The organism is Cupriavidus sp. (assembly GCF_057315035.1).
Genome location: NZ_DBHKYV010000015.1, coordinates 72,017 through 94,700 on the forward strand (window position 1 = coordinate 72,017; position 22,684 = coordinate 94,700).

At 64.0% G+C, this 22,684-nt stretch carries 20 protein-coding genes; 15 read left to right on the top strand and 5 right to left on the bottom strand.

Annotation, left to right across the window (positions count from 1 at the left end):
• The first annotated feature begins 26 nt into the window (after positions 1–26).
• Genes ACO550_RS19055 through ACO550_RS19085 form a run of 7 tightly spaced genes read left to right on the top strand, consistent with a single transcriptional unit; the run spans position 27 to position 7,025 of the window.
• The gene (locus tag ACO550_RS19055; RefSeq protein WP_315594036.1) at positions 27–1,214 is read left to right on the top strand and encodes an ABC transporter substrate-binding protein; all 1,188 of its coding nucleotides are present in this window, start codon (positions 27–29) and stop codon (positions 1,212–1,214) included.
• A gap of 26 nt (positions 1,215–1,240) precedes the next feature.
• Positions 1,241–2,113 carry an ABC transporter permease subunit gene (locus ACO550_RS19060; protein ID WP_315594037.1) on the top strand — a complete coding sequence of 291 codons (873 nt, stop codon included), beginning with the start codon at positions 1,241–1,243 and terminating at the stop codon, positions 2,111–2,113.
• A complete protein-coding gene (locus ACO550_RS19065) occupies positions 2,110–3,165 on the top strand; it encodes an ABC transporter permease subunit (RefSeq protein WP_315594038.1) in 1,056 nt (351 codons plus the stop codon). The genes ACO550_RS19060 and ACO550_RS19065 overlap by 4 nt, the downstream gene beginning before the upstream one ends.
• On the top strand, positions 3,162–3,944 hold the full coding sequence (locus tag ACO550_RS19070) for an ATP-binding cassette domain-containing protein (RefSeq protein WP_315594039.1): 783 nt from the start codon (positions 3,162–3,164) through the stop codon (positions 3,942–3,944). Before ACO550_RS19065 ends, ACO550_RS19070 begins: the two co-directional genes overlap by 4 nt.
• Positions 3,931–4,635: an ATP-binding cassette domain-containing protein gene (locus ACO550_RS19075; RefSeq protein ID WP_315594040.1), complete on the top strand. Its 705-nt coding sequence runs from the start codon at positions 3,931–3,933 to the stop codon at positions 4,633–4,635. The genes ACO550_RS19070 and ACO550_RS19075 overlap by 14 nt, the downstream gene beginning before the upstream one ends.
• Positions 4,636–4,648: 13 nt before the next feature.
• Positions 4,649–5,923: an amidohydrolase/deacetylase family metallohydrolase gene (locus tag ACO550_RS19080; protein ID WP_315594041.1), complete on the top strand. Its 1,275-nt coding sequence runs from the start codon at positions 4,649–4,651 to the stop codon at positions 5,921–5,923.
• 19 nt (positions 5,924–5,942) lie between these two features.
• Entirely contained in the window at positions 5,943–7,025 is a 1,083-nt protein-coding gene (locus tag ACO550_RS19085; protein WP_315594042.1) for an oxamate carbamoyltransferase subunit AllG family protein, read from the top strand.
• A 10-nt stretch (positions 7,026–7,035) separates the two neighbouring features.
• On the opposite strand, the gene ACO550_RS19090 is transcribed toward ACO550_RS19085, so the two are convergent.
• Positions 7,036–8,379 (bottom strand): MFS transporter, encoded by a 1,344-nt coding sequence (locus ACO550_RS19090; protein WP_315594043.1) that lies wholly within the window; start codon positions 8,377–8,379, stop codon positions 7,036–7,038.
• 30 nt (positions 8,380–8,409) lie between these two features.
• Positions 8,410–10,167 carry a dihydroxy-acid dehydratase gene (locus ACO550_RS19095; RefSeq protein WP_315594044.1) on the bottom strand — a complete coding sequence of 586 codons (1,758 nt, stop codon included), beginning with the start codon at positions 10,165–10,167 and terminating at the stop codon, positions 8,410–8,412.
• A 212-nt stretch (positions 10,168–10,379) separates the two neighbouring features.
• On the opposite strand from ACO550_RS19095, the gene ACO550_RS19100 reads away from it, so the two are divergent.
• The 3 genes from ACO550_RS19100 to ACO550_RS19110 all read left to right on the top strand — a co-directional run bounded on the left by ACO550_RS19100 (position 10,380) and on the right by ACO550_RS19110 (position 13,753).
• A complete protein-coding gene (locus tag ACO550_RS19100) occupies positions 10,380–11,354 on the top strand; it encodes a LysR family transcriptional regulator (protein WP_315594045.1) in 975 nt (324 codons plus the stop codon).
• Positions 11,355–11,541: 187 nt separating this feature from the next.
• Positions 11,542–12,834 (top strand): cation:dicarboxylate symporter family transporter, encoded by a 1,293-nt coding sequence (locus tag ACO550_RS19105; RefSeq protein ID WP_315594046.1) that lies wholly within the window; start codon positions 11,542–11,544, stop codon positions 12,832–12,834.
• Positions 12,835–12,838: 4 nt separating this feature from the next.
• Positions 12,839–13,753 (top strand): amino acid ABC transporter substrate-binding protein, encoded by a 915-nt coding sequence (locus tag ACO550_RS19110; RefSeq protein WP_485994936.1) that lies wholly within the window; start codon positions 12,839–12,841, stop codon positions 13,751–13,753.
• A 107-nt stretch (positions 13,754–13,860) separates the two neighbouring features.
• Here ACO550_RS19110 and ACO550_RS19115 read toward each other — a convergent pair whose 3' ends face one another.
• Entirely contained in the window at positions 13,861–14,244 is a 384-nt protein-coding gene (locus tag ACO550_RS19115) for a HipA domain-containing protein (protein ID WP_315594047.1), read from the bottom strand.
• 129 nt (positions 14,245–14,373) lie between these two features.
• On the bottom strand, positions 14,374–14,709 hold the full coding sequence (locus ACO550_RS19120; protein WP_315594048.1) for a helix-turn-helix domain-containing protein: 336 nt from the start codon (positions 14,707–14,709) through the stop codon (positions 14,374–14,376).
• Positions 14,710–15,007: 298 nt separating this feature from the next.
• On the opposite strand from ACO550_RS19120, the gene ACO550_RS19125 reads away from it, so the two are divergent.
• From ACO550_RS19125 to ACO550_RS19145, 5 genes are all read left to right on the top strand, one after another.
• A complete protein-coding gene (locus ACO550_RS19125; RefSeq protein ID WP_315594049.1) occupies positions 15,008–17,314 on the top strand; it encodes an FdhF/YdeP family oxidoreductase in 2,307 nt (768 codons plus the stop codon).
• A 5-nt stretch (positions 17,315–17,319) separates the two neighbouring features.
• Positions 17,320–18,153, top strand: coding sequence for a formate dehydrogenase accessory sulfurtransferase FdhD (gene fdhD / locus ACO550_RS19130; RefSeq protein ID WP_315594050.1), 834 nt, complete (start codon positions 17,320–17,322; stop codon positions 18,151–18,153).
• A 53-nt stretch (positions 18,154–18,206) separates the two neighbouring features.
• A complete protein-coding gene (locus ACO550_RS19135) occupies positions 18,207–19,637 on the top strand; it encodes an aminotransferase class I/II-fold pyridoxal phosphate-dependent enzyme (protein WP_315594051.1) in 1,431 nt (476 codons plus the stop codon).
• Positions 19,634–19,936 (top strand): ArsR family transcriptional regulator, encoded by a 303-nt coding sequence (locus tag ACO550_RS19140; RefSeq protein WP_315594052.1) that lies wholly within the window; start codon positions 19,634–19,636, stop codon positions 19,934–19,936. Before ACO550_RS19135 ends, ACO550_RS19140 begins: the two co-directional genes overlap by 4 nt.
• Before the next feature lie 149 nt (positions 19,937–20,085).
• Entirely contained in the window at positions 20,086–21,087 is a 1,002-nt protein-coding gene (locus ACO550_RS19145; RefSeq protein WP_315594053.1) for a PDDEXK nuclease domain-containing protein, read from the top strand.
• Between the two features lie 161 nt (positions 21,088–21,248).
• Here the strand turns inward: ACO550_RS19145 and ACO550_RS19150 are convergent, their stop codons facing one another.
• Positions 21,249–22,682 (bottom strand): FAD-linked oxidase C-terminal domain-containing protein, encoded by a 1,434-nt coding sequence (locus tag ACO550_RS19150; protein ID WP_315594054.1) that lies wholly within the window; start codon positions 22,680–22,682, stop codon positions 21,249–21,251.
• Positions 22,683–22,684: the final 2 nt, after the last annotated feature.

Below are 22,684 nucleotides of genomic sequence, written 5' to 3' on the forward strand. Positions count from 1 at the left end.
GCCTCAAGACAAAATAGGAGATCCCCATGTGGATCCGCAGCAAGACCCGCGCCCTCGCCACCCTTACCAACTTCACCGCGCTCGGCGCCACGTCCGTCGCACTTGCGTTGGGCAGCGCCGCCGCGCAGGCGCAGGAAACCATCAAGATCGGTGTCTCCGAGCCGCTGACCGGCGCGGTGGCTGCCTCGGGTACCTATGTCACGAACGGCGCGCGCATCGCGGCCGACGTCATCAACCGCAAGGGTGGCGTGCTTGGCAAGAAGCTCGAACTGGTGATCGAGGACAACAAGTCGAACCCGCGTGAAGCCGTGAACTCGGCCGAGAAGCTGATCCTCAAGGACAAGGTGCCAGTGCTGATGGGGGCATGGAGCTCGACCTTCACGCTGGCCGTGATGCCCAAGCTCGTCGAGTACGGCGTGCCGATGGTGGTTGAAACTGCATCGTCGACCAAGATCACCACCTCCGGCAATCCGTGGGTCTTCCGTACCAGCCCGACTTCGGCCATGGAGGCCGCCGCGTTCAGCAAGCATCTGGCATCGTTTTCGCCGGCCATCAAGAAGGTGGACTTCCTGTCGGTCAACAATGACTGGGGCCTGGGAGCCGCCGCGGAATTCCGCAAGGCGCTCGAAGCCAAGGGTATTGCCGTGGGCCGTACCGAGACCATGGCCCCCGATGCCACCGACCTGTCCGCGCAGCTCGCATCGCTCAAGAGCACCGGTGCCGACACGCTGATCGTCACCTCGGGCATCGAGCAACTGACGCTGGCCATCCGCCAGGCCGCCGAGCAACGCCTGCCGCAACGGGTCATCACCACGGGCGGCTCGTTCCCCGAACCGCTGCTGAAGACGCCAGGCCCCAAGGGCTATGCCAGCCAGCACCTGCTGTTCTTCGCACCGTGGGCAGTGGAACGCGCCAGGTATCCCGAAGTGGCGAAGGAGTTTGTCGAAGGCTGGAACGCGCGCAAGCTCGACTTTGCGGGACAGACCGAAGGCTTCCGCGGCTATGACGCAATCCTGACCATTGCCGAGGCGATCCGCGTGGCCGGCAAGGCCGAGCCTGCCGCGATTCGCGATGCGCTGTGGAAAATCAAACTCAAGGGTGTGAACGGCGATATCGCCTTCATCAAGGAAGGCCCGGCCGGCAAGGAAAGCGGACAGGCGGAGCCGAACATCTACGTCGTCGAACTCAAGGATGGCGCGGTCGCGGTCAAGTAAGCGACGGCATCGAAGGAGGAAATCACGTGGATTCGTTCCTGCAGCACGCGCTTAACGGGCTGGTACTGGGGGCGACCTATGCACTGCTGGGGATCGGCTTGACGCTGATCTTCGGCATCATGCGGGTGGTCAACTTCGCGCACGGCGAGCTCTATGCAATGGGGGCCTATATCGCCTACGCGGTGGTATCGGTGCTGGGTCTCAACTTCTTTGGCTCGCTGGTGCTCGCCGCCGTAGGCGGTTTCCTGGCCGGGGCGCTGATCGAGTATGCACTGCTGCGGCGACGCAATCTGGGTGCCATCGACGAGGTCATGCTGATCATGATCGGCGTCATGATCATCCTGCAGAACGGCGAACTGCTGCTGTGGGGCGGTGTGGCCAAGGCCGTGCCGTCGCCGTTCTCGCAGGAGCCGCTGGTGTTCGGCATGGTGTCGGTGTCGCCGATCCGGTTGTTCGTGCTGTGCACGGCGCTGGTGCTGCTGGGCATGTTCTACCTGCTGATCGAACGCACGCGGCTCGGGTTGGCGATGCGCGCCACGTTCCAGGACCGCGACGCGGCCGAGATCGTCGGCGTGAAGGTGCCATACATGTACACGCTCACGTTTGCGCTGGGGTCGGCGCTGGCGGCGGTAGCCGGCGCGCTGCTGGCGCCGGTGTTCGTGGTCAGTCCGACCATGGGTGACCTGGCCAGCCTCAAGGCCTTCGCGATCGTGATCCTCGGTGGGCTGGGCAACCTGCCGGGCGCCGCGCTGGGCGGCTTTACGCTGGGCCTGGTCGAGGAGTTCGGTGCCGGCTATATCTCGACCGCCTATCGCGATGCGATTGGCTTCCTGGTCATCCTGATCGTGATGATCGTGCGCCCCCAGGGCTTGTTCTCGACCAAGGAGCGCGTGGGATGAACCTCTCCAGACTGCCTCTGACTCCCGTCATCTGCGTGCTCGCGCTGGCCGTGCTGCCGCTATGCTGGCCTGACCCTTATCTGCTGTCGGTGGTCACATCGTGCGGCATCTTCATTGTCGCGGCCATCAGCCTGAACCTGCTGCTTGGCTACACCGGACAGCTGAGCCTCGGGCACGTGGCCTTCTTCGGCATTGGTGCCTATACCACCGCGCTGTTGTCGCTGGGCTTCGACGTAACGCTGTTCGGCATGGATACGCCGCTAGTGGTCGCGCCCAAGCCGGTGTGGCTGTGCTTCGTCGCCGGCATTGGTGCCGCCAGCGTGGCGGGATGGCTGGTGGGCAAGCTCGCATTCCGGGTACGTGGGGCGTACTTCGTAATCGTGACCATCAGCTTTGCCCAGGTCATGCGCATGGTGGCGCTGAACTGGGTAGACCTGACCGAAGGGCCGATGGCGCTGAACAATATCCCTTCGCTGACCATGTGGCTGCCTGGCTCCGGCGTGATCGAGCTGACCTCGAAGGCGGCACGCTACTGGCTGGTGCTGGCCGCCGCCGTGGTGGCATGGTGCATCGTGGCCGCCATCGTACGCAGCCGGGTAGGGCGCGCGATGATCGCGCTGCGCGAGAACGAAACGCTGGCGCGCTCGATCGGCATCGAAGTGACACGCTACCTGCGCATTGCCACGCTGGTGTCGGCGGGCATCGCCGGCGCCGCGGGTGGGCTCTACGCGCATACGGTGCAGATCATCGATCCCGACGTGTTCATGTTCATGTTCACGATCACGATGGTGATCATGGTCATCGCCGGCGGCAAGGGTACGCTGGCCGGCCCAGTGGTGGGTGGCCTGATCTTCGGGCTGCTGCCTGAGCTGCTGCGCGGTGTACTGGCGCCCGAGTTGCAATGGATGCTGTATGGCGCGCTGATGATTGCGATCCTGGTATTGCTGCCGCGCGGCATCGTGCCCGCACTGCAGCAGCTGCGCCGCGGCAGGCGCCGTGCTGCCGGCATGGCGCTACCGGTGACGGTGCCGGTCAAGGGAGACAAGGCATGAGCGACGCAGTATTGAGTCTCGGTGGCGTCACCATGGATATCGCCGGCCTCAAGGCGATGGACCAGGTCAGCTTCGATGTCAGGGAAGGGCAGATCGTGAGCCTGATCGGTCCGAACGGGGCGGGGAAGACCACCACGTTCAACGCCATCTCGGGCTATATGCGCCCGACCGCCGGTGAAATCCGTGTGTTCGGGCGCAATGTGGTGGGCATGGCGCCCGAGCAGATTGCACGGTTGGGACTGGTGCGCAGCTTCCAGCGGACCAACGTGTTTCCCGGGTGCACGGTGTTCGACAACGTGCTGACCGCCTTGCATCTGCAAGGCAAGGCGGGGCTCTGGCAAGCATTGACGCGCGGCGTACGGATGCGTCGCGAGGAACAGGCACTGCGCGCGCGGGTCGGCGAACTGCTGGGCTTTGTCGGCCTCGAGCACCGCGCCGATGAGCTGGCTTCGAGCCTGGCCTACGGCGAGCAGCGCCTGCTTGGCGTGGCGATTGCATTGGCCGCGCAGCCACGCGTGCTGCTACTCGACGAGCCGGCCGCGGGCCTCAATCCATCGGAAACCGATGCGTTCAAGGCCATGGTGCGCCGCATTCGCGATGGCGGGGTCACCGTGCTGCTGGTGGAACACGACATGCATATGGTGATGTCGATCTCGGACCATATCGTGGTGCTCAATCATGGCCGGCGGATTGCCACAGGCACGCCGCGCGACATTCAGCAAGACCCGGAAGTCATCCGGGCCTATCTCGGAGCGGGGCTCAAACGTGCTCAAGGTTGATCAGATATCGGTGCGCTACGGCAGCGCGGTCGGCGTCGAACGGATTTCGCTGGAGGTGCGCGAAGGCGAGCTCGTGACGCTGATCGGCGCCAACGGCGCGGGCAAGTCCACCACGCTGCGGGCCATCAGCGGGCTTGAGCCGTTGGTACACGGCAGCATTACCTTTGACGGGCATCCGATCTCGGGCACGTCAGCCGCGGCGGTGATCGAACGCGGCGTATCGCATTGCCCGGAAGGCCGTCGCGTGTTTCCGCAGTTGACGGTGGCCGAGAACCTCGAGATGGGCGCCTACCGACGCATCGACCGCAACCGTGTGCGGCAGGACCGCGAGCGCATGCTGGACCGCTTTCCGCGCCTGCGCGAACGGCTCAAACAGGCCGCGGGCACGTTGTCGGGGGGCGAGCAGCAGATGCTGGCCATTGCGCGCGCGCTGATGTCGCGGCCGCGGCTGGTGATGTTCGACGAACCGTCGCTGGGCCTGGCGCCCAACTTCGTCGAGATGATCTTCGAACTGATTCTCGAAGTACGGCGCGAAGGCACCACCGTGCTGATGGTGGAGCAGAACGCCTATGCCGCGCTGGAAATGTGCGACCGCGCGTATCTGCTTGAGAACGGACGCATCGTCAACCAGGGATCCGCCGCGCAGATGCTGGCCGATCCCAATATTCGCCGCGCCTACCTGGGCGGCTGACCATCGGAATCCCATGACAAAGATACTTCTGAAGGGCGGCAGGGTGATCGATCCTTCCAGCCAGCGCGACGGCGTGTTCGACATACTGGTGCAGGACAACACGATCGCGGCGATTACCGCGCCGGATCAGCAACTACCCGCCAGCGCGTTCGGCGCGGAAGTCATCGACTGCCGTGGCAAGCTGGTGCTGCCGGGCCTGATCGATACCCATGCGCATGTCTATGAGGGCGTGACCGGCCGCTTCGGCCTGAATCCGGACATGTGCGGCGTGCATTCCGGCGTTACCACGCTGGTGGACCAGGGTGGTCCCAGCTGCATCACGCTGCCGGGTTTTAGACGCTATGTGAACGAAGCATCGAAGACGCGCGTGCTGGCCTACCTGTCGGCCTATCTGGTGGGCGGGCTGGAAGGGCATTACTACCCGGAGCTCTATCGTCCGGAATGCCTCGACGTAGCGGCCACGGTCAAGTCGGCGCGCAGCAATGGCGATCTTGTGCGCGGTCTCAAGGCACATGCGGAGATCGGCGGCTTTGCGCGCTGGGGCGTCGACGTGATGCGGTTGGCCACGCAGATCGGCCGTGAAGCTGACCTGCCCGTGTATATCCATTTTGGCCAGCTGTGGCCCAAGCCGGAAAGCGGTGCACGCGCCGTGAACCCCGACTCGATCTTCAACCAGGTGGTGGAGATGCTGAAGCCGGGCGATATCCTGGCCCATCCGTTCAGTCGCCATCCCGGCGGCTTTGTCGAACTCGACGGCAAGCTGCATCCGCTGGTGCCCGAGGCCATTGCGCGTGGACTCAAGGTCGATGTGGGACACGGCTCGCATTTCAGTTACGGCACGGCGCGCATCGTGCTCGATGCGGGCGTGATTCCCGATACGCTGGGCGCCGACATGCACGGCTACAACACCTCGGTGCCGCCGCCGCCGGGCACGCCCGACTTCCATCCGGACGAGGAGGACCATATGTTCAAGGGCAAGACCCGCTTTGGGCTGGTTTCAGCGATGACCAGCATGCTGGCGCTTGGCTTGCCGCTCGATCACGTAGTGGCGATGGTCACGCGCAATGCCGCACGCATGATCGGCATGGAAGGCGAGCTTGGCATCATGAAGGTGGGCGGTGTGGCCGATATCAGCGTGCTCGACGATATGCGAGGCCGCTGGGTCATGCGCGACAACGAAGGCACCGAGGTGGTCACCGACCGCTGGCTGGCACCGGCGTTCTGCCTGCGCGCTGGTACGCGTTTCGATGCGCAGTCGCCGTTGCTGCCGATGGCGCAGGCCGCTTGAGACCGGAGGAGCGTTGTCGATGAGCCATCCGTTTGCCCAACCATTCGAAGGCGCGACATGGCGCGGCGTAGTGCGCCGCGATGCGGCCTTGCCGGCATTGCCCGCGACTGTCCTGCTGCATGCGGGACCACCGATCGCTGGCGAGATGCCGGCACCGGTACGCCACGCCGCCATTCAGGCACTGCTGTTCGAAAGCATGGCCGTCGATAGCGACGATGCTGCGCGCATGCTGACGCATGGCGAGGTCCGTTGGGCGCCCGCGCAGGATCACGGCGTGGCTACGCCGCTGGCACAGGTGGTATCGGCTTCGATGCCGCTGGCCGCGGTGGGGGACGGTGCGTCGGTGGCTTATGCGCCGTTGATCGAAGGCCCGCCACCAGCCTTGCGCTTTGGCACGCTGGACCCGGTCGCGCAGGCGCGGTTGGCGGCGGTCAGCGCATTGGGGCTGGAGCGGCTCGATCCGCTGCTACGCAACCATCCGGTATCGATGATGCCGGTCATCGCGCACGCCCTCGGCGATGGTGACGAGTGCCATGGCCGCACGCTCGCGGCCAATGCCGCGCTGGTGGCAGCATTGCCGATGATGTCGCTCGATGACAAGGCGGTGATACAAAGCAATGCCGGTTTTGTGCTGCCGATCCTGATGGCAACGGCATGCTGGCATCTGCGCAGGCAGCGAGGCGGTATTGCCGCAGTCGGCGGTAATGGGGCCGCATTTGGCGTGCGTATGCATGGTGCGCAGACGTGGGTGACGGTAGCCGCGAAGCCACCGGTGGGACCGCGCTTCCCGGGCAGGGAGGCCAATCGCGCGCTAGGTGCGATTGGCGACAGCGCGGTCATCGATATCTGCGGCCTCGGCGGGCAGGCCTTGACGCAGGCGCCGCAACTGGCGGGGGAATGGCAAAGCTGGCTGCCCGAAGACTGGAGCACGCGACGGTCGGTGCTTGTCGATCCCGTCAGCGGCATCGTCGATGTCGCGCGGGTGCGCCAGGCGGGCCGGGCGCCGCTGATCAACCTTGCGATCCTTGATGAAGCCGGCGATGCCGGGCTGATCGGACGCGGCTTCTACGAGCCGCCGTCCGAACCGTTCGTCAACGCCTGACGCGCAACGTTCAACGCTTCGACTGCCGCGGCTCCAGCGCCGCGCGCACCACGAACGCCATGACCACCGCAAAGACCAGCATGACCGCCAGGAAATACAGTCCGGCGGCCAGGCTGCCGGTGGCGTCCTTGATCAACCCGATACCATACGGGCCGATATAACCGCCCAGGTTGGCCAGCGAATTGATCGTGGCAATGCCAACCGCGGCGCTGGCGCCAGTCAGGAACTGGCCCGGCAAGGCCCACACCACGGCCTGGATCGAGTAGATCGAGAACGCGGTCAGGCAGATGAACAGGAACTGCAGCGCCGGCGACTGGGCCCATGCACTGAGCGCCATCGTGATGGCGGCCGCGCCCGACACCACCACGATATGCCAGTAGCGCTCGCCACGGCGATCGGAATGGCGCGGTACCAGGTACAGGCCAACCATCGCAAACAGATAGGGCACCGCGGACAGGAAGCCTGTGGTCAGGTCGCTGACGCCGAACTGCTTGATGATCGTCGGCAGCCACAACGAAAGTCCGTAGATGCTTAGCGGGAACGGCAGGAACAGCAGCGACAGCAGCAGTACGCGGCGGTCCTTCAAGGCCTTGAGCGGGTTACCGTGCGACTTCAGCGCAAACGTGGCCTGATCCGCCGCGAGCTCGCGCTCGATCCATGCGCGGTCCTGGGCGTTCAGCCAGTGGGCACTGGCCGGCGACTCGGGCAGCAGTCGCAGCGTCGGCACGCAGAGCAGGATCGCGGGCAGGCCGCTCAGCACGAACAGCGTTTGCCAGTTCGACAGCCCGAACATGCCGCCGGTCGACAGCACCACCCCCGCCAGCGGGCCGGTCACGATCAGTGCGATCGGTTGCGCCAGTACCAGCAGGCCGATGATGCGTGCGCGATGCCGCATCGGAAACCACTTGGTCAGGAAGTAGAGAATGCCTGGATAAAGTCCCGCTTCGGCGGCGCCCAGCAGGAAGCGCAGCGCATAGAAGCTGTAGGGGCCCTGGATCAGGGCCATCATCACCGTGATCGCCCCCCAGGTCAGCAGGATCCGCGCAAACCAGCGGCGCGCGCCAAAGCGCTCGAGCGCCAGGTTGCTGGGCACCTCGCAAAGGAAGTAGCCAATGAAGAACAATCCCGCGCCAAGACCGTAGGCGGCATCGCTGATGCCGGTCGCTGCGTTCATATGCAGCTTGGCAAAGCCGACCACCGAGCGGTCGATGTAGGCCACGACGTAGATCAGCGCCAGGAACGGAATCAGCTTGCGTACCAGCATGCCGATAATGCGCTGTTCCTCGTCGACGTGGGTTGCTTCTCGCGGTAGCGCGGCGCTGCGATCCGCCGCCGCGGCTTGGGTGCCATCCATGTTGTCTCCTCGTTATGGTTATGGGGTAATTCAGTGCGAGTGCCGGGGAACCTCGCGGCCCCGGCACCCGACCAGGAAGTCGAGGTCGCAGCCTTCATCGGCCTGCAGCACGTGGTTCACATAGAGCTTGCGGTAGCCGCCATCGGCCGGCGCCTGCAATGGCTGGACATCGGCCATGCGCCGGGCAAACTCGGCCTCGTCGATGTCCAGGTGCAGGCGGCCCGCTTCGCAATCGAGTTCGATCCAGTCGCCATCGCGCACGATGGCCAGCGGCCCGCCCGCGGCGGCCTCGGGCGCGACATGCAGCACCACGGTGCCGTAGGCGGTGCCGCTCATGCGCGCGTCGGAGATGCGCACCATGTCCTTGATGCCCTTGCGCAGCAGCTTGGGCGGCAGTCCCATGTTGCCGACCTCGGCCATGCCCGGATAGCCGCGCGGGCCGCAGCGCTTGAGCACCAGTACCGAGTTCTCGTCGACCTCGAGCGACTCGTCGACAATGCGTTCCTTGTAGTGCTCGAGGTTTTCAAAGACCACGGCGCGTCCGCGATGCTTGAGCAGGTGCGGCGTGGCGGCCGACGGCTTGAGCACGGCACCGCGTGGCGACAGGTTGCCGCGCAGGATGCGGATGCTGCCGTCTTCGATCAGTGGTTTGTCGAGCGGGCGGATGACTTCGTCGTTGAAGCTCGGCGCATCCTTGACGTTGTCCCAGATCGACTTGCCGTTCACGGTCAAGGCATCGGGGTGGGGCAGCAGGTTGGCCTCGCCCAGGCGGCGCAGTACCGCCGGCAGACCGCCCGCGTAATAGAACTCCTCCATCAGGAAACGGCCCGACGGCATCAGGTCGACAATGGTTGGGGTATCGCGGCCGACGTGCGTCCAGTCTTCCAGTTCCAGCGGCACGCCGATGCGGCCCGCGATGGCCTTCAGGTGAATCACGGCATTGGTCGATCCGCCAATCGCGGCGTTGGTGCGGATCGCATTCTCGAACGCCTCACGTGTCAGGATCTTCGACAGCGTCAGGTCCTCGCGCGCCATCTCGACGATGCGGATGCCGGACATGTGCGCCAGTACATAGCGTCGGGCATCCACGGCGGGAATCGCGGCGTTGTGCGGCAACGAGGTGCCGAGCGCCTCGGCCATGCAGGCCATGGTCGAGGCGGTGCCCATGGTGTTGCAGGTGCCGGCAGAGCGCGACATGCCGGCCTCGGCGGACAGGAACTGATGCAGATCGATCTCGCCGGCCTTCAGCGACTCGTGCAGTTGCCAGACCGCAGTACCCGAGCCGATGTCCTTGCCATCGAGTTTGCCGTTGAGCATCGGCCCGCCGGTCACCACGATGGCTGGCACATCGCAACTGGCCGCGCCCATCAGCAGCGCCGGGGTGGTCTTGTCGCAGCCGGTCAGGAGCACCACGGCGTCGATCGGATTGCCGCGAATCGCTTCTTCCACGTCCATCGCGGCCAGGTTGCGCGTCAGCATCGCGGTGGGGCGCAGGTTCGATTCGCCATTCGAGAACACCGGGAACTCCACCGGGAAGCCTCCCGCTTCATAGACGCCGCGCTTCACATGCTCGGCCAGCTTGCGGAAGTGCGCGTTGCACGGGGTCAGTTCGGACCACGTATTGCAGATACCGATGACCGGGCGGCCATCGAACGCGTGGTTCGGAATGCCCTGGTTCTTCATCCAGCTGCGATACATGAAGCCGTTCTTGTCGGCCGTGCCAAACCAGGCGGTGGAGCGCAGCGGTGGTTTGGGCTTGGTGTCCTTCGGATCGTTGGAATCGGGCATGGCGGTGTCTGGCGGAATGGGTCGGGGGGCAACCAGCGGGAACAGTGGCCAGGTGCGCGAGGGTCGCATGGAATCGCGCAAGAGAAGCTGTCTCCGCTTCGTTGTTATGGAAACGCAGTGTATGGAGTTTCTCGATGTGCTACTAATGAAGCTTTCGGCCGGATCGATATTGTTTTCGGCATTGGTAATAACCCTTGGTCAGATTCGATTCCATGCAGCCATCCCTTCCCCCGACGCCAACGGCAACGTGGTCTAGCCATACGCGCCTGAAGACGCGCCAGCTGTTGTTGCTGATGGCCGTGGCGGATGAAGGCAGTGTCCATCGCGCGGCAGAGCGGCTGGCGATGACGCAGCCCGCGGCATCGAAGCTGCTGCGCGAACTGGAGGAGTTACTCGGGGTGCCGTTGTTCGAGCGCTTGCCGCGCGGCATGGTCCCGACCGACTACGGCCACGCGATGATCCGTCATGCGCGCGCAGTCATCGGCAGCCTGAACCAGGCGCGCGACGAAGTAGCGGCGCTCAAGGCAGGCCGCCTCGGACACGTGGCCATCGGCACGATCACATCGCCGGGCGTGCGGTTGTTGCCGCCCGCGATTGCACGTATCAAGGCCAACTATCCCGGCCTGCGTGTAAGCGTGGAGATCGAGAACAGCAACGTGCTGCTGGACCGGTTGGCGCAGGAATCGCTCGATATCGTGGTTGCGCGACTGTTTCCCGAACACGATGAAATGAAGCTTGCTTACGCGCCACTGGCCGAGGAGCCGGTGTGTGCGGTGGTGCGGCCGGGGCATCCGCTGCTACAGGCGCAAGGGCTGGCACTTGCCGATATTGCAGCGGCGGCATGGTTGATCCCGCCGGCCGGCACGGTGCTGCGGCACCGCTTCGAACTGATGTTCCAGCGCGCGAGCCTGACGCCGCCGTCGAATGTCGTGGAAACGGCGGCGTTGCTGTTCGTGACGCAGATGGTGGCGCAGTCGGACATGATTGCAGTGCTGACCGACGATGTGGCGCAGTACTACGCGTCGTACGGCATGGTGGAGATCCTGCCGCTCGAGATGCGCTGCCATATGGATGACTTCGGCATCATCACGCCCACCGACCGGCTGTTGTCGCCGGGCGCCTTGCTGGTTGTGGACGCGATCAGGGATGTGGCTGCGTCGATCTATGGCGAGCCCGGCCTGGCGTAACCCGGCATAAAACCGACATCGCTTTCATGTGTCGCATGGTCGACAACGTTTCCGGTTGGCGTAAACAAAGGCATTTCAGGGCCAGATAGCTTTTCCGGGTTTGCGCAATGGCCCCTGCGCATCCTATCGTTACCTAGGTGCAGACCTCGGCGCAGGACATCCATACGGCCGCCCCCTGGGAGACGTCATGAGCAAGAAGTCAAATATCACGACCTGGATCCTGATTGCGATGATCCTTGGTGCCGCGGTTGGCTACGCGTGCAATACGGCATTCCCCGACCCGAAGGTCGCCAAGGATATTGCCGGGTACATTTCGATCATCACGGATGTGTTCCTGCGGCTGATCAAGATGATCATTGCGCCACTGGTGTTCTCGACGCTGGTGATGGGCATCGCGCACATGGGCGATGCCAGCACGGTGGGGCGCGTCGGGGTCAAGGCGCTGGCGTGGTTCATCACCGCGTCGCTGGTATCGCTGACGCTGGGCCTGATCATGGCCACGCTGCTGCATCCCGGCGTCAATATCGGTTTGCCATTGCCCGATGTCGGGTCGGCCACCAACCTGAAGACCAACGCGTTCACGCTCAAGGACTTCATCGCGCATCTGGTGCCAAAATCGGTGGCCGAGGCCATGGCCAATAACGAGATCCTGCAGATCGTGGTGTTCTCGATCTTCTTCGGCACGGCCATTTCCACGCTGGGAGAGCGGGGCGCGCGCATGGCGGCGGTGATCGAGGATCTGGCGCAGATCATGCTCAAGATTACCGGCGCGGTGATGTGGCTGGCGCCGCTGGCCGTGTTCGCGGCAATAGCCTCCACGGTGACCACGCAGGGTCTGGGTATCCTGATCACGTTCGCCAAGTTCATGGGCAGCTTCTACCTGGCGCTGTTCGTGCTCTGGGGGCTGCTTACGCTGGCGGGCTTCCTGTTCCTCGGACGCCGCGTGTTCGATCTGATCCGGCTGATCAGGGAGCCGTTCCTGCTGTCGTTCTCCACGGCCAGTTCCGAGGCCGCCTATCCGAAGCTGCTCGATTCGCTGGACCGCTTCGGCGTGAACCGCAAGATCTCGAGCTTCGTGCTGCCGCTCGGCTATTCGTTCAACCTCGACGGGTCGATGATGTACTGCACGTTCGCGGTGCTGTTCATTGCCCAGGCCTACGATATCCATCTGCCGATGGGCACGCAGATCACGATGCTGCTGTTGCTGATGCTGACGTCGAAGGGTATGGCCGGCGTGCCGCGCGCCTCGCTGGTGGTGATCGCGGCCACGCTGAACCAGTTCGGCATTCCCGAGGCGGGGCTGCTGCTGATCATGGGGGTGGACCAGTTCCTCGACATGGGCCGCTCGGCGACCAACGCGGTGGGCAACTCGATTGCCGCAGCCGTGGTGGCCAAGTGGGAAGGGCAACTGGCCAGCGGCCCGGTGCCCGAGACCGAGAAAGATATCCCTGGTGCCAAGCCCGACGCAGCGGAGGCCTGATGCCATGCGTGGATCTGCTAACAGGCTGGCCGCGCAGTGCCTGATCGTGCTGATGCTGGCCGGCGCCATGGCGACGCTGGCCCACGCACAGGATGCCGTGGTGCTGGCCGGCACGCTCAAGAAAGCCAAGGACACCGGCACGCTGACTGTCGGCTATCGCGAATCGTCGCTGCCATTTTCTTATCTGAACCAGGCCAGGCGTCCGATCGGCTATTCGATCGATATCTGCCAGGCCATCGTCACTGCCGCCGCGGCCGAGATCGGCCGTGACCTGACCGTGCAGTGGGTGCCGGTCACATCCGAGAACCGTTTCGAAGCGGTGACGTCGGGCAAGGCCGACCTCGAATGCGGCTCGACCACGCGCAATGCAGAACGCATGCGAACCGTGGCGTTCTCACCGGTGATCTTCGTGGCCGGCACCAAGCTGATGGTGCCGCGCAATTCGCCAATCAAGACATTCCGTGATCTCAAGGACAAGACCGTGGTGGCCACGGCCGGCACGACCAATGTCGATGCCATTGCGCAGTTGTCCACGCGCTTCAACCTGAACGTAAAGCTGATCCGCGCACGCGACCATGCCGACGCGTTCGAGGTGCTACGCCATGGCGGTGCCGACGCCTATGCCGGCGACGACGTGCTGCTCTATGGCTTCCTGGCGCACTACGGCGCCGGCAAGCAGTTCGTGGTCACGCGCGATTTCCTGTCCTATGACCCATACGGGATCATGCTACGCCGCGGCGACCCACAATTCGCGGCCGTGGTCGACAAGGCCGTGCGCGACCTGATCACGACTGGCGAGCTGGAAAGGCTCTACCGGCAGTGGTTCCTGAACAAGCTGCCAACCGGCGAAAAACTCGGCATCCCGATGAGCTCGCAACTCGAGGACATCATCCAGGCAACCCCACAGCAACCGGAGTAGGGGAGTGGGTTTGCTCCCCTCTCCCGCGCGCGGGAGAGGGACTGGGGGAGAGGGCATGAGGTTAAATTGCGATTTGTCCCGGCGTGAGCCGCCGCTCTCGCAGCCCCTTAAAGCGTGTCCGGCAGCTCCGCAAAGCATCCCGCCCAGTCTTGCGAGGCATGTTCGTCGAGACCCTCGTCCAGCAATGCCTGCTGCCAATTGGCGTGCACGGTCGCCTCGACCTCTGCAAGGATCTCGCGGGCTTGCATGCGCGTGAGCCCAAACACGGCGCAGTCGCTCAGGATGTTCTCGCGCGTCCCGACAAAACCATGCTGGCCGATCGAGAGCGCATGTTCACGGCGCCGCGTCGCGTGTATGCGCGGCACCATGTCGTAAGCGGGCGAAAGCATGAACAGGCCCGGTGTGTCGGCGGCCAGGAAGCCATGGTTTCGCTCATGGTCGTCCGTGTTGGAGATACAGCAGTTGAACACCATCCGCCGAAACAGTTCCAATAGGACCGGCCATAGACAAACTTACCCTGGTACCGCGGCGTGCCGGCACCACCAGAGACTTTCATGTGCTGGAAGCGTCCGGCCAGGGTAGGCTCGGTGTCTCCGGGCAACCAGGACCAGACCCAGGCCTCAGAAGTCATTGTCCAACCCCCGTCGTATGCGTACGCGACGTTCGCCTGGCACGTACTCCAGCGTGGCGCCTTGCTGGTCGAACGCGGTGTCCGCCACCAGATCCAGTTCGCGATCGAGTCCCATTACCCAAAGCGCCCTGGCGTAGGCGCCAATGGCCGTGTCCGGACTGCCACGTTCGATCGCCTCGATGGTCGAGCGTGACATGTGGGTCCGTTCCGCAAGGTCAATCTGGCGGAATTTGCGGTGCAGCCTGGCGTCCCGGATACGTGTTCCGAGCGCTTCCAGGCGCGACTTGAGTTCGGGAGGCAGCGGTGCTGCAACGGAGCGTGGCATAGCAGGCAATATCGCTCTTTATGCTTTTTATGGCAAGCATCAGCTAATTGGCTTTGCCACAGCTCCAAGCCCGCGTTTCATGCGAATTACGACTGAATCATCGCCTTTGGTCGCCAAACCAAAAGTACAGTTTCTTGATGGTGCACCGCAAAAGTGCAAACTGTACTCTTCCAGCGGTACCCGTTCTGTACGTCCCCTGCATCACTTCAAAGGCCTAGTCTGCAACCATTGCTGAAGGGTGCGCGGACATCGGAAGACCGGGCCGGGCACCTGGCATTTGCCCTGGAAGTCGCCCCCGATGAGTACTCCCACGCCCGAAAAGGGACATATTGCCCCTTACACGCACCCAGCCGCCGGCTGGGGCGCGCTCAAGCAGGTCGCCATCAACCTGGTCAAGGAAAAGGTTGCCGGCGGCAAGTACAAGACGCTGTTCAAGCAGAACCAGCCGGACGGATTCGACTGCCCGGGCTGCGCCTGGCCGGATCGCCAGCATGCGTCGACGTTCGAGTTCTGCGAAAACGGTGTCAAGGCCGTGGCCGCCGAGGCCACCAGCAAGCGCGTCACCAATGCGTTCTTCGCGCAGTACACGGTGGCTGAGCTGATGCTGCAGTCCGACTACGAGCTCGAACAGCATGGCCGCCTGACCCATCCGGTCAGGTACGACGCCGCTACCGACAAATACGTACCGGTTGACTGGGACGAAGCGTTCCGCCTGATTGCCGACCATCTGCATCGGCTGGACGATCCCGACGCCGCCACGTTCTATACGTCCGGCCGTGCCAGCAACGAGGCCGCCTTCCTGTTCCAGCTGTTCGTGCGCATGTATGGCACGAACAACTTCCCCGACTGCTCGAACATGTGTCACGAGGCCACCAGCCGGGGCCTGCCGGTGACGGTAGGCGTGGGCAAGGCCACGGTAGTGCTCGACGATTTCCAACTGGCCGACACCATCATGGTGTGGGGCCAGAACCCGGCCACCAACCATCCGCGCATGCTCAACGAACTGCGCGATGCGTCGAAGCGCGGGGCTACCATCGTATCGATCAACCCGCTCAAGGAGCGCGGCCTGGAACGCTTTGTCAGCCCGCAGCATGTGACCGAGATGCTCGGTGGCGGCGGTACGAAGATCGCGTCGATGTTCGTGCGTCCGAAGCTGGCCGGGGATTTCGCGCTGCTCAAGGGCATTGGCAAGCGCGTGATCGAACTTGACGATGAAGCCATTGCCACCGGTGGCAAGCGGGTGGTCGATGTCGATTTCATCAACACGCATACCGCAGATTTCGAGGCCTTCGCCGCCGACCTGCGTGCCGAAAGCTGGCCCGATATCGTGGCCGAATCGGGGGTGACGCGCGAGGATATCGATGCGTTGGCCGACGTCTATGTGAAGAGCGAGCGCACCATCATGTGCTGGGGCATGGGCCTCACGCAGCATAAGGAATCGGTGCGCACGATCCAGCTGCTGTCCAACGTGATGATGCTGCGCGGCAATATCGGCCGGCCCGGCGCGGGCCTGATGCCGGTGCGCGGGCATTCGAACGTGCAGGGCGACCGCACGATGGGCATCGAGGAACAGCCCGACGATGCCTTCCTGGACCGCCTGGGCGCGGCATTCGGTTTCGAGCCGCCGCGCGCGCACGGCCAGGACGTGGTGGCCGCGATCAATGCGATGCTGGCCGGCAAGGTCAAGGTGTTCGTGGGTCTGGGCGGCAATTTCTCGATTGCCACGCCCGACACACCGCGCACCTGGGAAGCGCTGCGCCAGTGCGACCTGACCGTCAATATCGCCACCAAGCTCAATCGCAGCCATCTGGTGATCGGCAAGGATGCACTGCTGCTGCCGACGCTGGGCCGCACCGAGATCGACGAGCAGGACGGCGTGGCACAAGGCGTGACCGTGGAAGACTCGGTCTGCATGGTCCACATGTCGTACGGCATGAACAAGCCCGCGTCGCCGCACCTGCTGTCGGAGACCGTGATCGTGGCGCGCATGGCCGATGCAACGCTGGGTTCGAACAAGGTGGACTGGCGCTGGTTTGCACAGGATTACGCGCGCATCCGCGATGCGATCGAAAAGGTGATTCCGGGCTTCGAGCGTTTCAATGAACGCGTGGCCCAGCCGGGCGGCTTCCACCTGACCCCGGCTTCGCGCAACCGCGTGTGGAAGACGGCTTCGGGCAAGGCGCAGTTCCTGGTGCATGCGATCGACAAGGACACGCCGATCAAGCGCGCCCGCGAACGGTATGGCGACGATCTGCTGGTCATGATGACCACGCGCTCGCACGACCAGTACAACACCACGATCTATGGCCTGGACGACCGCTATCGTGGGGTGTTCGGCCTGCGCCGCGTGGTGTTCATCAACCAGGCAGACCGTGAGCGCCTGGGGTTTGCGGAAGGCGAACGCGTAGACGTCACCAGCGTCTGGGAAGACGGCGTCACGCGCCATGTGCAGGACTTCCTGCTGGTCGACTACGATATTCCCGCCGGTTGCCTTGGGGCGTATTACCCCGAGACCAACCCGCTGGTGCCGCTGGAAAGCATCGGCGACCGCTCGGGCACCCCCACGTCGAAGTCGATCCCGGTGCTGCTGCAACGCGCAGCCTGATTTCCATGGCCGAACGTGGATATGTCGCGCGCGAGATTCGCCGCCACCAGGGCGACGCCATCGCGCTGGAAGTTGACCTGGTCGCCGAGGAAGTACCGGTTGCGCTGGTCTACAACGGCATCTCGCATGCGGTCATGATGGCCACGCCGCTCGACCTCGAGGCATTTGCAGTGGGTTTTTCGTTGACCGAGGGTATCGCCGACAGCGTGGCCGAGATCTACGATGTGGAAGTGGAGCCGGGCTGCGATGGCATCGAAGTGCGTATCGAAATCGCCCAGCGCGCGTTCATGGCCATGAAGCAGCGCCGCCGCACGCTGGCGGGCCGTACTGGCTGCGGCGTGTGCGGGATCGAAAGCCTGGCCTTGCTCGATCTGGTGCCGGAACCGCTGGCCGCTACCACGCGTCATATCGAGCCTTCGGCGGAAATGGTCCGGCGCGCGGCTGACTCACTGCGGACACACCAGCATCTGATGGCCGCCACCGGGGGCGTGCATGCCGCTGCGTGGTGTGGTCCCGACGGAGCGCTGCGCGCCGTATTCGAGGACGTCGGCCGCCACAATGCCCTCGACAAGCTGATTGGCCACCTGGCGCGTTCACGCGAGGCATTCGGCGACGGCTTTGTCTTCCTGTCCAGTCGCGCGAGCTATGAACTGGTGCGCAAGGCCGCGCGCATGCAGATTCCCATGCTGGCAACCATTTCCGCGCCAACCTCGCTGGCCATCCGCATCGCGGAACAGGCGGGCGTGCGGTTGCTCAGCTTTTGCCGCCAGAACGGTTTCGTCGAATACACTTCGGCTAAATCCGTATTAGCATCGGATCCGCTGGTCGCCGCAGGCTGACGCCCTGGGTTGCCCGGCAGGAGACCGGACAACCCTGAAAGGCAGACAACCCGTTGGCAACCCTGTACGAGAAGCTCGCGGCCGATATCGAGGCGCTGGTGCAGCAGGGCGTGCTGCTGCCTGGCGAGAAGATTCCTTCGGTACGCCAGGCGGCGCAGCATCACCGGCTCAGCATCACCACGGTGATTCGTGCCTACCTGCTGCTGGAATCGCGCGGCATTCTGGAAAGCCGGCCGCAATCGGGCTATTTCGTGCGTGCCCGCCCGGGCGAGCCCACCATCGACCTGCAACCGACACGCCCGGCGGCACGCCCGTCGGCGGTGGACGTCAGTGCGCTGGTGTTGTCCACGCTGCGTTCGATCCGTGCCGACGACGCGATTCCGCTCGGTTCCCCGTATCCCGACCCGCAACTGTATCCGTGGCAGCGCATCATCCAGTACGCCAACACCATTGGCAAACGCTACGACACATGGAGCGTGCTCGATGACCTGCCGCCTGGCGCCCCGCAACTGATTCGCCAGATCACGCGCCGCTACCTGGAAAACGGCTACACCGTCGATCCGAACGAGGTCATCGTCACGATTGGCGCCACCGAGGCCATCAACCTCTGCCTGCAGGCCGTGGCAAAACCTGGCGACACCATCGCCGTGGAATCGCCCACGTACTACGCCATGCTGCACGCAATCGAGCGTCTTGGCATGCGCGCGGTGGAGGTGGCCACCGACCCCGTGGCGGGCATCGACGTGCAGGCGCTGGCCAGGCTGCTCGACGAACGCCCGGTGGCCGCGTGCATGGTGATGCCGAATTTCCAGAATCCGCTGGGGTTCCAGATGCCGGACGAACGCAAGCAGGCATTGGTGAAGCTGCTGACCGAGCGCGATATCCCGGTGATCGAGAACGATGTGTATGGCGAGCTTTACTACGGCGATGCGCACCCGACCTCGCTCAAGTCGTACGACACGGCCGGTATCGTGCTGCATTGCTCGTCGTTCTCGAAGACGCTGACCAATGCGTATCGCATCGGCTGGGCGCTGCCGGGACGTTACCGGGAGCAGGTGGAGCGGCTCAAGTTCCTGAATACGCTGACTACCTCGACCATTCCCCAACTGGCGATCGCGGAATTCCTGCGCAAGGACGGCTACGACTATCACCTGCGGCGCGTGCGCAAGGCCTATGCGCAGCAGGCCAACATCATGGCGGCGGCGGTACGGCGCTTCTTTCCGTCCGGCACGCGAGTGTCGCGTCCGACCGGTGGTTATGTGCTGTGGGTGGAGTTGCCGGAGCAGGTGGACGCCATGGCGCTCTATCACGCCGCGCTGGAGCGGCGCATCACGGTGGCGCCGGGCCATATCTTCTCGCCGGTACCGACCTATACGAATTGCATCCGGCTCAACTACAGCGGTGCGTGGTCGGCGCAGGTGGAAGCCGCCGTGGTCACGCTGGGCCGGCTGGTGGCGACTTTGCAGGAACGGGAGGCGACATGACGGATGAAGCGGAAGAGGGCGGCCTTGATCCGGTGCTGGCCGCGATCCTGCAAGCGCTGTGGGACCATGCCCGGTCCGGGCCGGACAAGGACCTGTCGCTGGCGCGGCTTAGCAAGCGCGCCGGCGTGCAGATGAGCGTGCTGCGGCGTGTGTTGACGCAACTGGCCGACGCCGACCTGGTGGCAACGGCGATGGAAGAGGACGGACGTGGGGCCGCGCGCCTGACCGAGGATGGCGAGGCGCTGTGCGGGCAATTGTTCGACGGCCCCGACCCGCAGGACGCTCCGGTACTGCATTGAAATGGGGTGAACTGACCAAATCAAATCCGTAGCAGATTGTCCCGTTGTCTCATAGACCGCACGGATGCTGGCTCACACAATTGGCTTACCCATGAATCAGCCATTGTGAATCGATGTTCGATGAGCCAACCCCCAATGCGGAGTATGAAATGCTGCTTGCAAGCTTGAAGAGGCGCGTAGAGACCGCGCGACAGCGCGCGTTGTTGTCGGTGAACCGGGAACTCGTCGCGCTGTACTGGCATCTCGGTCGCGAGATCCTGGCACGACGTGAAAGCGAAGGTTGGGGAGGCGGCGTCTTCGATCGGCTGGCTCATGACCTGCGGCTCAGTTTCCCTGGCATGAAGGGCTTTTCGCCGAGGAACCTGAAATACATGCAAGCGTTGGCTGAAGCCTGGCCCGACGGCGCAATCACGTCCCAGCCAGCATGGCAACTGCCCTGGGCGCACCTGTGCACGCTGCTCGACCGGGTCAAGGATCCCGACGAGCGCGAATGGTATGCGTCCGAGGCGTTGCGGCACGGGTGGTCCCGTAATGTGCTGGCCATGCAGATTTCACTGCGATTGCATGAACGCAAGGGGCGGGCGGTCAACAACTTTGCCGAGCGGCTGGCGCCACCACAATCCGATCTTGCGCGTGAGGTGTTCAAGGACCCGTATATTCTCGACTTCGTGGGTCTGGCCGAGAATGCCCAGGAACGTGCCATCGAGGCGGCGCTGATGCAGCATGTCACCAGGTTCCTGCTGGAACTCGGATCGGGATTCGCGTTTGTGGGCCGGCAATTCCGGCTGGTAGTGGGCGGGGAAGAGTTCTTTGTCGATCTTCTCTTCTACCATCTGCAGCTGCGCTGCTATGTCGTCGTCGAACTCAAGGCGACTGCATTCAAGCCGGACTACACAGGGCAACTCAACTTCTACCTGTCGGCGATCGACGACCGGCTCAAGGGCGCCGACGATCAGCCGACCATCGGCCTGCTGCTTTGCCGGGAAAACAGTCGCCTGGTTGCCGAGTACGCGCTGCGCGGCATGGCCAGGCCGATGGGCGTGGCCGAGTATCAACTGCAGTGCGAACTGCCGTCAGGCTTGCCATCCATTGCCGAGATTGAGTCGGAACTGGCAGCGGAAGCCGGGCGACTTGAAATGCTTGCGGGATGAGGGAGAGTTTGCTCCCCTCTCACCGCGCGCGGGAGAGGGGTTGGGGGAGAGGGCATGAGGTTCAAATTGCGGCTTGTCTCAGCTTGAGCCGCTCGCCCTCTCCCCCGCCCCTCTCCCGCAGGCGGGAGCGGGGAGACAACCAAAGCGCCGCCGCGCTGCCCTCAAACCACCTTGCCCGGATTCATCAATCCCTGCGGATCCAGCGCATGCTTGATCGCTCGCATCATCGTCAGTTCCACGTCGCTCTTGTAGCGCCGGTTTTCCTCCAGCTTGAGCTGACCTAGTCCATGCTCGGCAGAGATCGAGCCATTGTGCGCATGCACGCTGTTGTGGACGACCAGGTTGATGGCATCCTGATGACCCAGGAACTGGTCATGGTCCACGCCCACCGGCGGCGATACGTTGTAGTGCAGGTTGCCGTCGCCAAGATGGCCGAACGTGACCATGCGCGCGCCGGGGAAGGCGTCCTGCAGCAGCGCATCGGTGGTTTCGATGAAATCGGCCACGCGCGAGATCGGTACGGCGATGTCGTGCTTGATGTTCTTGCCTTCCTCGACCTGCGCCAGCGGGATATGTTCGCGCAGGTTCCAGAAGTCGCGCGATTGCTGCACCGACTCGGCCACCACCGCGTCAGTGACCACGCCGGCCTCGAATGCGGTTTCCATCATCTTCTCGAAGATGCCGCGCGCGTGTTCCTCGCTTTCGCTATCGGACAGTTCCAGCAGTACCAACTGCGGATGATGTTCGCTGAACGGATAGCGCAATTGCGGGTAGTGCCGGGTGACCAGTTCCATGCACATCGCGGACATCAACTCGAAGCCGGTCAGCATGGCACTGGCGTGCGACTGGGCGATGGCCAGCAGCGCCAGCGCCGCGCGGGGGCTCTGCACGGCGGCCAGCGCCGTCACGCGTGCACGCGGTGCCGGAAACAGCTTCATGACCGCGGCGGTGATGATGCCGAGCGTGCCTTCGGCGCCGATGAACAGGTCCCGCAGGTCGTAGCCGGTGTTGTCCTTGCGCAGGCCACGCAGTCCGTCCCAGACTTCGCCCTTGACGTTCACTACTTCCAGGCCCAGGCATAGTTCGCGCGTATTGCCATAGCGCAGTACGGCAGTGCCACCCGCATTGGTCGACAGGTTGCCGCCGATCGTGCAACTGCCTTCGGCCGCCAGCGAGAGCGGAAACAGCCGTCCATGTTGTTGGGCCACTTCCTGCAACTGCTGCAGGATCACGCCGGCCTCGACGGTAATCGTATTGTTGAGCGGATCCACCTGGCGGATGCGGTTCATACGCTGCAGCGACAGCACCACCACGCCGCGCGCGGCGGCGTCGCCCGCTGCCGGTGTGGCACCGCCGCATAGTCCCGTATTGCCACCTTGCGGCACCACGGCCAGCTTGTGTGCATGGCAGGCATGCATGACGGCGGCCACTTCGTCGGTATTGGCCGGGCGTAGCACTGCAAGCGCGTCGCCCGTGTAACGACGGCGCCAGTCGGTCAGGTACGGTGCCTTGTCGGCTGCGTCGGTGAGCACGTTTTGCGGGCCCACGGCGGCGCGGCACAGATCCAGGAACGAGTCGGGGTGCGCAGCAGTCATGG

What these genes read in the sequence shown, in the direction of transcription:
- ACO550_RS19055 (WP_315594036.1), top strand. Translation starts at nt 27, where the DNA reads ATGTGGATCCGCAGCAAGACCCGCGCCCTCGCCACCCTTACCAACTTC.
- ACO550_RS19065 (WP_315594038.1), top strand. Translation starts at nt 2,110, where the DNA reads ATGAACCTCTCCAGACTGCCTCTGACTCCCGTCATCTGCGTGCTCGCG.
- ACO550_RS19070 (WP_315594039.1), top strand. Translation starts at nt 3,162, where the DNA reads ATGAGCGACGCAGTATTGAGTCTCGGTGGCGTCACCATGGATATCGCC.
- ACO550_RS19080 (WP_315594041.1), top strand. Translation starts at nt 4,649, where the DNA reads ATGACAAAGATACTTCTGAAGGGCGGCAGGGTGATCGATCCTTCCAGC.
- ACO550_RS19085 (WP_315594042.1), top strand. Translation starts at nt 5,943, where the DNA reads ATGAGCCATCCGTTTGCCCAACCATTCGAAGGCGCGACATGGCGCGGC.
- ACO550_RS19090 (WP_315594043.1), bottom strand. Translation starts at nt 8,379, where the DNA reads ATGGATGGCACCCAAGCCGCGGCGGCGGATCGCAGCGCCGCGCTACCG.
- ACO550_RS19095 (WP_315594044.1), bottom strand. Translation starts at nt 10,167, where the DNA reads ATGCCCGATTCCAACGATCCGAAGGACACCAAGCCCAAACCACCGCTG.
- ACO550_RS19100 (WP_315594045.1), top strand. Translation starts at nt 10,380, where the DNA reads ATGCAGCCATCCCTTCCCCCGACGCCAACGGCAACGTGGTCTAGCCAT.
- ACO550_RS19105 (WP_315594046.1), top strand. Translation starts at nt 11,542, where the DNA reads ATGAGCAAGAAGTCAAATATCACGACCTGGATCCTGATTGCGATGATC.
- ACO550_RS19110 (WP_485994936.1), top strand. Translation starts at nt 12,839, where the DNA reads ATGCGTGGATCTGCTAACAGGCTGGCCGCGCAGTGCCTGATCGTGCTG.
- ACO550_RS19120 (WP_315594048.1), bottom strand. Translation starts at nt 14,709, where the DNA reads ATGCCACGCTCCGTTGCAGCACCGCTGCCTCCCGAACTCAAGTCGCGC.
- ACO550_RS19125 (WP_315594049.1), top strand. Translation starts at nt 15,008, where the DNA reads ATGAGTACTCCCACGCCCGAAAAGGGACATATTGCCCCTTACACGCAC.
- fdhD (WP_315594050.1), top strand. Translation starts at nt 17,320, where the DNA reads ATGGCCGAACGTGGATATGTCGCGCGCGAGATTCGCCGCCACCAGGGC.
- ACO550_RS19140 (WP_315594052.1), top strand. Translation starts at nt 19,634, where the DNA reads ATGACGGATGAAGCGGAAGAGGGCGGCCTTGATCCGGTGCTGGCCGCG.
- ACO550_RS19145 (WP_315594053.1), top strand. Translation starts at nt 20,086, where the DNA reads ATGCTGCTTGCAAGCTTGAAGAGGCGCGTAGAGACCGCGCGACAGCGC.
- ACO550_RS19150 (WP_315594054.1), bottom strand. Translation starts at nt 22,682, where the DNA reads ATGACTGCTGCGCACCCCGACTCGTTCCTGGATCTGTGCCGCGCCGCC.